Here is an 11,856-nt window from a genome sequence, read left to right as displayed (position 1 = left end):
GGGGGAGGAGCGCGAGCATGCTTGCTGCGATGGAAGGAATGGCGTCCGGGATGCGGACGCAGGCCGTCAAGTACAGCGCCGACTCCATGCAGAAGTTCAAGCAGGGTGTCGACGAGCTCATCACGCAGCTCAAGGGATCCGACGCGAACCCCGGAAAGCTCAAGGCCGACCCGGTCACCCGTACCCAGTTCGGCGGGGGCGGGGCCGCCTGGTCCGAGGCGCAGAGCGCCTATGCGGCCTACGACGAGGTCCTCGGCAAGCTCGTGGAGCTCTCCGGCCTGCTCAACGACTGCCTGGAAGGACTCGGGATCGCGGTCGTCGCCTCCAAGAACGGCATGGAGGAGATGGACGACGACATCAAGCGCAAGATGATCCAGATCCACCAGCGGACGTACGACGCCAAGGAGAAGGCGGACAAGGAAGCGGGCCGCAGCGCGCCGGAGAGCGAAGGCAGCACGGGCGCCGAGGGCGACAGCTCCCTCAAGTAGGCGGGAGCGGACGGAATTTCGGGGACACGGGGAAGAGGCGAGAGATGAGGCCTGCAGAGGGCGGCGGAGGCGGCGGAACCAACTTCGCCGGTATGACGCACGAGCAGATGCTGGCGTGGCTGGACGAGGCGAGCAGCTACTACGTCGGTGACGCGGCACGGCGGTTGAAGTCCGTGTCGGACCAGATGGCCACGATCGCCGGCGACCTGCGCGCCAGCATGAGGAACATGGACTGGGAGGGCGAGGCCGAGAAGGCCTTCGTCGAGTGGGCCACCAACGTGGCGAACTCGACCATGCTGCTCTCGGACTACGCCGAGCGTGGATCCGTCTGCATGGAGGACAACTCCACCGCCATCGCCGCGGCGCAGAGCGCCATGCCGCGCTACACCTCCCAGGCGTCCGCCAAGGAGAACCTGGACGCGGCGCTGAAGTACCACAACGACCCCGACGCGCAGACCATCGCCCGCAACGCGCGCGCCTCGATGGCGGACAGCGACGAAGCCGCGGCCATCAAGGCCAAGGAAGAGGCGAACCGGCAGGCGGCGGCGGACGAGATGCGCCGTCTCTCGTCCGCCTACGAGTGGTCGAGCTTCCGGATGAAGAGCGAGGTCCCGCCGACCTTCCCGCCGCCGCCGGGGGCGTTCGTGCCGGAGCGTGTCGACGGGATCGACGACAGCTCGTACATCGGTTCCACTCAGCAGAGCGGCAGCCGCTCCACCGGCACGGGCGCGAGCACGGGCCCGGACACGGGTACACACACGGGCACGCACACCACCCGCTCGCAGTCGGACACCCACTCCACGACCGACACGACCACGACCACGCCGACGGACGACACGACCCGTCCTCCGCACGTGATCAAGCCCGAGGTCCGGCCCGACGTCCCCGTGGACCTCGGCATCGACAGCACGGACACCCTGCCGAAGCCGACCACGCCCGGACCGACGACGCCGACACCGGGCGGTCCGCCGCCGATCACCAGGCCGGACGGCGGCACGCCCCCGTTCGTGACCCCCGGCATGCCTCCGCTGTCCGTCAAGGGCGGTCCGGGCCCCTTCGGCCCCACTTCGCCCGTCACCGGCGGCACGAGCAACCCCCGCGGCCCGGTGACCGGTGGCCTCCGCACCGGCCCCGGCACGCCCCGCGAGGGCATCAGCGGCGGCCGCGCGGTCCCCAGCACCACGGGCCGGCCGCAGACCGGCATCCCGCGCAGCACCGTCATCGGCAACGAGCCCACCGGGCAGAACCGGACGGGCATGGGCCGCGGCATGGGCGGCGCGCACGGCATGGGCGGCGGCTCCATGGGCGGCACGTCCGGCCAGAACGGCATCACCGGCGGTCGTCGCCTCGCCGGCGAGACCGGCGGTGTCGTCGGCGGCAAGGCACAACGCGCCGGTGCCACGGGCGGCGGGAAGCCCTTCACTGCCGGTGGCTCGGGTCTCGTCCGCGGAAACGCGGCGAAGCCGGGCGAGCGCGAGGAGCAGAACGGAGAGCGTCCCGACTACCTGGTCGAGGACGAGGAGACCTGGCAGCAGGGGCGCCGCGTGGCGCCGCCCGTCATCGACTGATCGGCGCGAGGAAGCAGATGCGTACCAGCAGTATTCGTCGGAGTCGTGCCCGAGCGGCCGCCTCGGCCGCCTTGGGGATGCTGCTGGTGGGCATCGCTTCCGTCCCCGCCCACGCGGAGAACTTCCGGGACCAGCAGTGGCACCTGGACGCCATGGGCGCCGAGGAGATCTGGCAGCTCAGCACCGGTAAGGGCGTCACCGTCGCGGTGATCGACGCCGGTGTGGAGAAGGACAATCCGGACCTCCGGGGCCAGGTGCTCGAGGGAAGGGATTTCGCGCTGGAGGAGTCGGGTGACCAGTTCACCGACTACACCGGCCACGGTACGGGGATGGCCGGCCTGATCGCCGGTACCGGAGCGAGGGACGGCGGGAACGGGGCCTTCGGTCTGGCGCCGGGCGCCAAGATCCTGCCGGTGCGCGTTCCTGGACTCCAGGCGGGTGACCGCAGCATGGACGTCGGTAACGAGGAGTTCAATCGCGTCGTCCCTCCAGCGATCAAATACGCGGCTGATTCCGGTGCCGAGGTCATCAACATCTCCCTGGCGGTCACCGAAGGGTCGCAGGCACTCACCGACGCGGTGAAGTACGCGCTGGGCAAGGGGTCTCTCGTCTTCGCCGGCGTGGGGAACAGTGGCGACAAGGGCAACCCCATCGAGTACCCGGGCGCGACGCCCGGTGTGGTCGGTGTCGGCGCCGTAGACCAGAAGCTGGTGCACATCCCGATGTCCCAGCACGGCCGTCAGGTCGACATCGTCGCCCCGGGCAAGGACACGGTGCACGCTTGTGGTGGTGGTACGGGCATGTGCAAGTCCACCGGTACCAGTGACGCCACCGCCCTCGCCTCCGCCGCCGCCGCGCTGCTCTGGTCGAAGCACCCCGACTGGACCAACAACCAGGTCCTGAAGGTCATGCTCAACACGGTCGCCAAGCCCAAGGGGGGCGAGAAGCGCAGTGACTTCATCGGTTACGGCGCCATCCGTCCGCTCCGTACGCTGAAGACGCCCGGCGATCCCGGCCCGGCCGACGTCCGGCCGATCGACGACCTCAACGAGACCGCGTCCGCGGCCCCGACCGCCACACCCACCGACCTGCCGGCGGCCGGCCCGGTGCCCGAGGAGCCCTCTCCCGCCCCGGCCCCCCAGGCGGCCGCCGAGGACGACGGCGGTGACACCGGCCTCTGGATCGGCCTCGGGATCGGTGCTGCCGTCCTGCTCGGTGCCGCCGTCGCCGTACCCGTACTCCGGTCGCGGCGGGGCTGAGTCCGACCCCCTGCCGTCGGCCGTCCGTAACTCACTCATGGGGAAGTAGATGTCGTTCGACGAGGAGTGGAGCCAAGTCCGCAGCCAGAGCGCGGCGATGAGGCTCAACAGCGTGCCCGCCGAGGGTGGCGGTGGTGGTGGCGGTGCCAGTGACTACAAGGTGACCTCCGCCGACCTCAAGGCCATCGGCAACGAGGCCCAGGAGCTCTTCCACTGGTTCGAGCGGGACGCCTTCCACGCGGGCGCCCAGACCGACGCCGCCGCCAAGGGCCTCGACGGCGACGGGTTCCTGACCGGCTCGGCGATGTGGACGATGTGGGACACCTGGCGGGGCCAGGCCGAGGCGCTCCTCAGCGCCTGCGCCCACATCCACAACCACCTCGAGGACACCGTGGTCAGCCACGCCAACCACGAGGAGACGCTCATCACGAACTTCTCCATGTCCGAGATAGACAAGCACTTCAACTGAGCCGGAGCCGGTGACGGCCACGACGGCCGCGTACGGCTGACGAGGGAAACAGATGCTGAAGTTCGACCAGGTCCTCCACGCCCACCTCAGCGGCCTCAAAGAGGCCGTCACCGTCTGGTCGGAGGCGGTCTCCAAGCTGGAGAAGACCAAGGAGAAGGCCGACGGCCTCCAGGGCAAGGCCGACAAGGCCGACTGGAAGGGCGAGAACGCCGGCGTGACCCAGGCGTTCGTCCGCAAGACCGCCAAGGAGTTCGGCGACGCCCTCACCGAGGCGAGCAGCATCCGCAACATCCTCAGGGACGCGGAGAGCGAGTTCCAGGCCGCGAAGACCGAGCTGGAGAAGCTGGTCGCGGAGGCCCCGGGCAAGGGCATCCGCATCGACCAGGACGGCGTCGTCAGCTATCTGATCCACCCCGACCGCCGTTCCAAGGACTACGACGGGCCCAAGCCCGAGCAGGCCGACTTCGAGGCGATGCGGTCGGCGATCAAGGCCGCGATCGACCGGGCGAACAACGCCGACGACGTCGCCTCCCGTGCCCTGCGCGGACTCGTCGGCAGCGACAAGATGAACTTCTCCGGCACGAACTACGACTCCCTCAAGGCCGCCTCGAAGGCGCAGGACGCCGAGGACGCGCACGCCGCCTACGAGCTGTACAAGAAGGGCGACGACGCCACCCCCGAGGAGATCGACAAGCTCAACGCCCTCTTCAAGTCCAACCAGAAGGACCCGTACTTCGCCGAGAAGTTCGCCCTGGAGGTCGGGCCGAAGGGCAGCATGGAGTACTGGGCCGACATGGGCGATCCGAGCGACGGCTCCCGCCTCGGCGTCGACCACCGCGACAAGCTGAAGGAACTCCAGACGAACTGGAGTCTGACGCTCGCCACCGCGACCCATTCCACGAGTCCCGAGATGGAGCAGTGGAAGGCCGACGTCATCAAGGCCGGCAGCGAGCCGATCCAGACGCGCGGCACCAGCCCGTACGGCTTCCAGGTCATGAGCAACCTGATGCGCGTCGGCGACTACGACGACAAGTTCCTGAAGGACTACGGCACCGGCCTCGTCGTCACCGAGCGCAAGATGACCGGCGACGGACGCCTGCCCGCCGACCGGGCCTGGCACCAGCTGACCGGCGGTCCGAGCCACCTGAACTGGATGGGCGGCGACCTGGGCAACGACCCCATGGTCGGGTTCATGGAAGGCCTCGGGCACAACCCCAAGGCGTCGACGGACTTCTTCAACGGCGACATCGACCTCACGCCCGAGAACACCAAGGACGACAAGAAGCTCGACCCGTTCGACTACTTCACCAAGGACCGCGACTGGCCCGAGGAGATCAACGACAAGGGCGACCGGACCAAGGAACCGGGCTACAACGCGCTCGGCCACGCCCTGGAGTCCGCGACCACCGGCCATCCGTACGACGCCGAGGCCGAGGGCCTCAAGGACGTGCGGACCAAGGAGAACGCGGAGGTCATGCAGAAGGTCGTCGAGCGGTACGGCAGCGACCCCAAGTACATGCACGAGCAGCCGGGCATCGACGACAGCCTCGGCAAGATGGGCGCCGCCTACATCGACGAGCTGAACCGCTCCCTGGAGACGGACAGCGACACGACGATGGAGGAGAAGCGGAACTCCCCCTTCGGCTTCAACGACGGCAAGGGCGGGTCGCGGTTCGGCTCCGAGTTCGACACCGGCCTGCTCTGGAACCGCGGCGACGCCGTCAACTTCATGGGCATCGTGGCGCAGAGCGAGACCGGTCACTCCACGCTCTCGGCGGCCGAGTCGCTGTACACGACGAGCGTCCTCGACCAGGTGGGCCCCAAGCCCGGCTCCACCTTCGACGACCGGGACCTCACCGACGCGCGGACCACGCTCCGGATCGGGTCGGAGACCCAGGGAATCCTCGACGAGTCGCGCATGGCGCAGATCGACAAGGACTACGAGAAGGACTCCGAGGAGCACAAGAAGGCCGTCGGCAGGACGACCGAATGGGTCAAGTTCGGCGTCGGCGCTGCGGCGGCCGGCGGCATCGCGGCCCTGACCGGCGGCGCCGGTGGCGTACTGGTGCCGCTGGCCGCCGAGACGGTGGGCGGTGCGGTCACGACCGTCATCGGCATGGAGGCCGACGACATGGCGGAGAAGTACGAGAAGGACGAGCTGCTGAAGAAGAAGTCGGACGACCTCTCGGACGAGGCACTGGCCATGGGCAAGGAGAACGCGCTCCGCCCCGGCATCGCCTACGCCAACGCCCCCGGCTGGAGCGAGAAGGACCGCAACTACCTCGACGAGGAACTGGTCAAGTACGTCCGGGACTCGCGCATGCACGCCCGCGACAACTCGCTGCCCGACCCGTACGAGAAGAAGTGAGGCCCGTGCGATCCGTACTGACCAGGGTGGGAGCGGCCCTCGCCGTCGCCGTCGTCCTCACCGGATGCGGCGGCGGCGACGGCGGGGAAGCCCCGAAGGAACCCGAGGGGCTGACGGCGGCCGAGGCCTGTGGCGGTTTCGCCGAGGACGCCCCGGCCGCGGCGGCGCTCAAGGCCGTCCTCGGCGGCGAGCGCTTCGAGGACGACCTGTCGAAGCCGGAGAAGGCCCTCGACGGGCTGCGCGAGGACGCCGCCGCGCCCTGGGCCGACTCGTACCGGCCGCAGCCGGTGACGTACTGCGGCCTCCAGGCCGCGGACGAGGCGGCGAAGGACCTCGAGATCGAGGTGAACGCGGTGGGGAAGGGCCCGTACCTGGGCCCGGAGCTCGCCGAGTCCGTGACCTCGTACGCCACCGGGATCGAGGCCTTCTCCTCCTCCACCCTCGGCAAGCTCTACTTCTCGTGCCGGCTCAAGGCGCCCGCCCGTCCGATCGTCGTCGAGACGGCCGTCCGGGGCCCGGCGGGCGCCGAGGAGACGGACACGGAGCAGCGCACCCGCCTGATCACCCTCGCCAACGCGGCGGCCCGGGACGTCTCGGCGAAGCTGGGCTGTGCGGGGGACAGGCTGGTGAACGGCGTGCCGACGCGCGCCGCGAAGTCCTCCTGAGAAGCTTCTCCCATGCGCCTCACCGCCCACAGGATCCTGCTCCCGGCCGCCGCCCTCGCCATGGCGGCGGCCGGCTGCGCCCCGGGAAGCGACGACGCCGCGCCCGCGGGGCAGTCGGCCGCGGAGGTCTGCGGGGGCTTCGCCGAGGAGCCCGAAGCGGCCTCGGCCCTCGAGGCCGTCGCCGGCAAGGGCGTGCGGCTGACGGCCGACCGGTCCGAGCCGGACAGGGTCCTCGACGAGCTGCGGAAGGCGGCGCGGACGCCGCAGAGCGGCAAGCGGCGCATGGAGGGCATCCCGTTCTGCACGCTGGAGGCGGCCGGGGACGAGAAGAACGTCCTCACCGTGACCCTCCGCGAGGCGCTCGCCGTTCCCACGGGCGAGGCCGCGAAGGCGTCCGTGACGGCCTACTCCACCGGCCGCCTGGCGACCTCGTCCGACCTCTTCGCCTCGGTCTACTTCACCTGCCGCACGCCGGCGCCGGCCCACGAGATCGTCCTCGACGCCGAGCTGGAGCGCGCGGACGAGAACGGGGCCGACCACGCGGGCATCAGGGACGAGCAGATCACCCTGGCCAACGCGGCGGCCCGGCACGTCGCCGCCGAGCTGGGGTGTGCGGGGACGGGGCTGGTGACGGGGGTGCCGGCGAAGGCACGGCCGTGAGGGGGCCGCTCACACCCCGAACACCGGCATCGCTCCGATCCGGCCGGCCCGGGCGATGAAGACGCGGTTGCCGCCGCTCGCCAGCTGGTAGGTGCCGGTGCGCAGCATCTTGACGCTGAAGAGGCGATCGCCGGACACCTTGTGAATGACCTCGACGGAACTGTCGTCGGGGGAGTGGACCCAGACCGTCGTGCCCTCCACGGCCGGTGGGCTGACGCTGCCCTCGCCGTAGCCGTCCAGCACCTCGGACCACTTCAGCTCCGGGAGGTCGATCTCCGGGATGGTGCCGAGACGGGAGACGGTGTACGCGTCGATCGCGACGACGAGGTCGCCGTCGGCGGTCGGGGTGCCGTAGCCGGGGTACGAGGGCATGCGCAGGGTTTCCTGTCTCCACAACTCGTCGCCGCGGTCGAGGCGACGGGCCATGAGGATGCGGCCGCCGAGGTAGACGGTGTTGTTCTCGCCGATCGCCGGGGCCTGGCCGTCGGTGCCCTGCTTCGCGATCTCCCACGCGGTCTTGCCGTTCCCGGTGTCGAGCGCGGTGACACGGCCGTCCCTGCCGTGGACCACGAGCCGCTGCCTGCCCACGGCCGCCTTCGCCGGACCGCGGTAGGAACGGGGTGAGGTCATCGGGCGGGACCATGCCGTGGCCAGGGTCCAGGCGTTGACGGCGCGGAGTCGGTCGTCCTTCGTCACGAGGTAGACATGGGTGTCGTCGGCGGCGAGGACGGCCTCGACGTCGTTGCCCGTCCGCCAGACGGGAGCCCCGGTGGAGGCGACGAAGGCGCTCAGCGCGCCCTCCTCGTCGACGCCCACGACCATCCGGTCGGCGACCGAGACGAAACCGGCGTCGGCGTCGAGCTCCTCGGCCCGCCACCGCTGCCTGCCGCTCGTGACGGAAAGGGCCAGGAGGCCGCCCTCCTTCGCCTGGACGACCACCACGTCCCGGACCGGGAGGGGAAGTCCACCCCCGGGAGCCATCACGTCGAGCGGCCCCCACAGAGGCTTCGGGACCTCCCCCGGCTCGGTGTCGACGGCCGAGACGAACGCGGCCTCCGGAGTCGCCGCGGCGGGTGGAACGTCGGCGGTCGGCGACTTCCCCTCGCCCTGGCTCAGCCACCAGGCGCCCGCCCCGCCGCCCGCGCCCAGGACGGCCACGCCCACGGCGGCACCGGTGAGGAAGCGGCGCCGGGACGGCGCGGAGGGCACGGCGGTGTCCTCGGGAGCCGCCAGGCGCTTCGTGGCCGTCTCGCGCCGTTTGACGTCCTCGGCCAACGGGCCCCTGCGCCAGGCGCGGTCGGCGCCCTTCGGCGGGGCGAAGGCCTCCGCGATCCGCGGAGGAGCCGGTCGGAACGCCGGGTCCTTCGCCAGACACGGGCCGATCAGCTCCTGGAACTCCGCCGGCACCAGGCTCAGGTCCGGTGCCCCGTGCACGACCTCGTACTGGACCGCCGCCACGTGCGCGCCGTCGAAGGTGCGCCGTCCGCTCGCCGCGTACGCGAGGACCGCGCCGAGCGAGAACACGTCCGAGGCCGGTCCGACGCGCTGACCGAGGACCTGCTCGGGAGCCCCGTACCCCGGGGTGACCGGGATCTGGCCCGTGGTGGTGAGGGTCATGCCGTGCTCGGGGCGCGCGATGCCGAAGTCGATGATCCGCGGGCCGGTGGAGGTGAGCACGATGTTCGCGGGCTTGAGGTCGCGGTGGACCAGTCCCGCCGCGTGGATGTCGTGCAGGGTCCGAGCGAGCCGGGCGGCGAGGGCGCGGACCGTCGGCACGTCCATCGGGCCGTAGGCGCGGACGGCCTCGTCGAGCGTCGGGCCGGCGAGGAACTCGGCGGCGATCCACGGCCGTCCGCCCTCGGTCTGCGCGCCGAGGACCCGGGCCACGCCCTTGCTCGTGACGGCCCGCGCCATGTCGGCCTCGCGGACGAACCGCTGCGCGAGGTGCTGGTCGTGGGCGAGTTCGGGGCGCAGGACCTTGACGGCGGCGGGCGCTCCGCCGCCGTCCCGGCCGACGTACACCTTGCCCATGCCACCCTCGCCGAGGACGCCGAGGAGCCGGTACGGGCCGAGTCGGAGCGGGTCGCCGGCGGCGAGGGGCTGTGTGGTCACGGGGTGTTCTCCGGGGCAGGGGGCGGGGCCGGTCGGTGGCCGGGGACGGGGCGACATGCCGGACGGGCGTCCGTCAGGCGTACGGGATGGCCATGACGGACGTTGCTCCCGCCCCGATGATCCTGGTCCGCTCCTTGTCGACGACGTAGCGGCTGGCGTCGGTCGGGAACACCCACTCCGAGCGTTTCGACAGCATCGGGACCGCGCTCAGCCCGCCGCGGACGGGGGCGTACACGTACGTGTCGCCGGCCACGGGGGTGGCGAAGTAGTCGGGGGTCAGGGTGCGGCCGGAGGGAAACTCCGCCCAGAACAGCGTGCCCTTCTTGCCCAGGACGGCCACGAGCCCGGGAGACTCCCTCCGCTCCTGGGCGTAGATGATGCCGTTCCGCCCGACGGCCGGCAGGCCGAAGTAGGTGGAACCGGAGCCGTACTCCCAGGCCGTTCCGCCGTCGGTCAGGCGCAGGGCGCGGAGCCGGTCGCCGCCGATGTACACGTGCTGCTCGTCGATCGCGAGCTGGCCGGGCTTGTAGTACCGGGAGTCGCTCAGGGCGATGTCGCGCTGCCAGAGCCGGCGGCCGGTGCGCAGATCCCGTGTCTGGACGACGAAGGTCTCCAGGTCGCCACTGTTCTTGCCGAGGACCAGCCGGTCGCCGACGACCCGGGAGAGCCAGGGGCGGACGCCGTCCCACTCGTACGCCTGGCGCCACTTCTCCTTGCCGGTGAGGAGGTCGACGGCGATCAGGTGCCAGCCCTTCTCGTTCGCGTCCGGGTCGGTCTCCTTCCTGCCCCGTCGCGAGGCCGCGAAGAGCATGCCGCCGGAAGCGGTGAGGAGTTCGGTGCCCGAGTACGACCCGTCGAAGCCCTTGACGACGATCTGCGGCGCCTTCTCCTTGCCGGTGCGGGGATCGAGCGTACGGATCTGCAGGGCGCCCGGCCCCTGGTAGGGGCCGTCGGACAGATAGAAGGACGTGCCGTCGGTGGTGACCTGCCGGGGCTCCGTGACCGCCTTGTCGGACCACAGCACGCGGCCGTCCTTCAGGTCCAGTGCCCGGAAGGAGACGGTCTCCGCGAAGCCCACGACATCGCCGGCGAGCAGCGGCGTGGTCGCCTCCTCGCGGTCGAGGGACGAACCCTTCCACAGGGCCACCGGCGACCCGTCGGCGGCCGTCGAGGCGGGGACCGCCGTGGGGCCCGCAGGGGTCGGGGCGCCGCCGTCGGCCTCCGGAGCGGTCCGCGACCCCAGCCACGCCCACACCCCCGCGCCCGCGCCCGCGAGCCCGATCAGCGCGGCGCCGCCCGCCGAGAGCAGACGGCGGCGCGAGAGCGGGGTGTCCGGGACCGTCTCCGTCGTCGCGGACCGCGCCGGTGCCGGCAGGCGGTGGGGCGTGTGCAGCCAGACGTCCGTCGCCCGGCGGGCGATGTCGGCGAGGAGGAGGGGCGGCAGGTGGTCCGCGAAGTCGCCGTGGCCGTCGTGGAGGTGGTCCGTCAGGGCGCCCGTGGTGGGGCGGGACGAGGGGTCCTTGGCGAGGCAGGCGGTCAGGAGCGGAAGCAGGGCCTCCGGGACGCCGGTGAGGTCGGGTTCGGCGTAGCGGACGCGGTAGAGGAGGTCGGCGGGGGAGCCCGTGCCGAAGGGACCGTGGCCGGTGGCGGCGAAGACGAGGACGCCGGCCAGGGCGAACACGTCGCCCGCCGCCGTGTGTTCCTCGCCGCTCGCCTGCTCCGGCGACATGAAGGCGGGCGTGCCGGCCGCCGCCCCCGTACGGGTGAGGCGGTCGTCGCCGGCCGCGCGGGCGATGCCGAAGTCGATGATCTTCGGGCCGTACGCGGTGACGAGGACGTTCGAGGGCTTCAGGTCGCGGTGGACCACGTCCGAGGAGTGCAGCTGGGCGAGGGCCCCGGCGAGTGCGGCGCCGAGGGCGCGGACGGTCGGTTCGGGGAGCGGGCCGCCGAGGGCGACGGCGTCGTCCAGCGGCGGGCCGAGGACGTACTCGGTGGCCAGCCACGGCGTCTCGGCCAGCGGGTCGGCGTCGACGACGGCCGCGCCGTGCCGCGCGCCGATGATCCGCGCCGCGTCCGTCTCCAGACGGAAGCGGCTGCGGAAGGCCGGGTCGGTCGCCAGGCGCGCGTGCACGGTCTTGAGGGCGACCGTACGGCCGCCGGGCGTGCGCGCCAGGTAGACCGTGCCCATGCCGCCGGAGCCGAGGCGGGCGAGGAGTCGGTACGCGGCGACGGCTACCGGGTCGTCGTGGGTCAGGGGCGACAGCATG

The 11,856-nt window shown here is 71.6% G+C and carries 9 protein-coding genes; 7 read left to right on the top strand and 2 right to left on the bottom strand.

Annotated features, from left to right (window positions below; genetic code table 11):
- Positions 1-17: 17 nt before the first annotated feature.
- From ACZ66Z_RS31535 to ACZ66Z_RS31505, 7 genes are all read left to right on the top strand, one after another.
- The gene (locus ACZ66Z_RS31535) at positions 18-488 is read left to right on the top strand and encodes a hypothetical protein (RefSeq protein ID WP_469938944.1); all 471 of its coding nucleotides are present in this window, start codon (positions 18-20) and stop codon (positions 486-488) included.
- Between the two features lie 92 nt (positions 489-580).
- Complete coding sequence (locus tag ACZ66Z_RS31530) at positions 581-2,056, top strand: hypothetical protein (protein WP_469938943.1); 1,476 nt, start codon at positions 581-583, stop codon at positions 2,054-2,056.
- Between the two features lie 77 nt (positions 2,057-2,133).
- Positions 2,134-3,315, top strand: coding sequence for a type VII secretion-associated serine protease mycosin (gene mycP, locus ACZ66Z_RS31525; protein ID WP_469939012.1), 1,182 nt, complete (start codon positions 2,134-2,136; stop codon positions 3,313-3,315).
- A gap of 49 nt (positions 3,316-3,364) precedes the next feature.
- Positions 3,365-3,784, top strand: a complete 420-nt coding sequence (locus ACZ66Z_RS31520; RefSeq protein WP_469938942.1) for a hypothetical protein — start codon at positions 3,365-3,367, stop codon at positions 3,782-3,784.
- Positions 3,785-3,836: 52 nt separating this feature from the next.
- Positions 3,837-6,152: a hypothetical protein gene (locus ACZ66Z_RS31515; protein WP_469938941.1), complete on the top strand. Its 2,316-nt coding sequence runs from the start codon at positions 3,837-3,839 to the stop codon at positions 6,150-6,152.
- A 5-nt stretch (positions 6,153-6,157) separates the two neighbouring features.
- Positions 6,158-6,817, top strand: a complete 660-nt coding sequence (locus ACZ66Z_RS31510) for a hypothetical protein (protein ID WP_469938940.1) — start codon at positions 6,158-6,160, stop codon at positions 6,815-6,817.
- Positions 6,818-6,829: 12 nt separating this feature from the next.
- Positions 6,830-7,477 (top strand): hypothetical protein, encoded by a 648-nt coding sequence (locus tag ACZ66Z_RS31505; protein ID WP_469938939.1) that lies wholly within the window; start codon positions 6,830-6,832, stop codon positions 7,475-7,477.
- Positions 7,478-7,486: 9 nt separating this feature from the next.
- On the opposite strand, the gene ACZ66Z_RS31500 is transcribed toward ACZ66Z_RS31505, so the two are convergent.
- Both ACZ66Z_RS31500 and ACZ66Z_RS31495 read right to left on the bottom strand, forming a co-directional pair.
- On the bottom strand, positions 7,487-9,589 hold the full coding sequence (locus ACZ66Z_RS31500; RefSeq protein ID WP_469938938.1) for a serine/threonine-protein kinase: 2,103 nt from the start codon (positions 9,587-9,589) through the stop codon (positions 7,487-7,489).
- A 73-nt stretch (positions 9,590-9,662) separates the two neighbouring features.
- Positions 9,663-11,855: a protein kinase domain-containing protein gene (locus ACZ66Z_RS31495; protein ID WP_469938937.1), complete on the bottom strand. Its 2,193-nt coding sequence runs from the start codon at positions 11,853-11,855 to the stop codon at positions 9,663-9,665.
- Position 11,856: the final 1 nt, after the last annotated feature.

It is taken from the genome of Streptomyces sp. NPDC107498 (assembly GCF_055582805.1).
Note: the sequence above shows the minus strand (reverse complement) of the source record. Positions and strands in the feature narration are given on the sequence as shown.

What these genes read in the sequence shown, in the direction of transcription:
- ACZ66Z_RS31535 (WP_469938944.1), top strand. Translation starts at nt 18, where the DNA reads ATGCTTGCTGCGATGGAAGGAATGGCGTCCGGGATGCGGACGCAGGCC.
- ACZ66Z_RS31530 (WP_469938943.1), top strand. Translation starts at nt 581, where the DNA reads ATGACGCACGAGCAGATGCTGGCGTGGCTGGACGAGGCGAGCAGCTAC.
- mycP (WP_469939012.1), top strand. Translation starts at nt 2,134, where the DNA reads ATGCTGCTGGTGGGCATCGCTTCCGTCCCCGCCCACGCGGAGAACTTC.
- ACZ66Z_RS31520 (WP_469938942.1), top strand. Translation starts at nt 3,365, where the DNA reads ATGTCGTTCGACGAGGAGTGGAGCCAAGTCCGCAGCCAGAGCGCGGCG.
- ACZ66Z_RS31515 (WP_469938941.1), top strand. Translation starts at nt 3,837, where the DNA reads ATGCTGAAGTTCGACCAGGTCCTCCACGCCCACCTCAGCGGCCTCAAA.
- ACZ66Z_RS31505 (WP_469938939.1), top strand. Translation starts at nt 6,830, where the DNA reads ATGCGCCTCACCGCCCACAGGATCCTGCTCCCGGCCGCCGCCCTCGCC.
- ACZ66Z_RS31495 (WP_469938937.1), bottom strand. Translation starts at nt 11,855, where the DNA reads ATGCTGTCGCCCCTGACCCACGACGACCCGGTAGCCGTCGCCGCGTAC.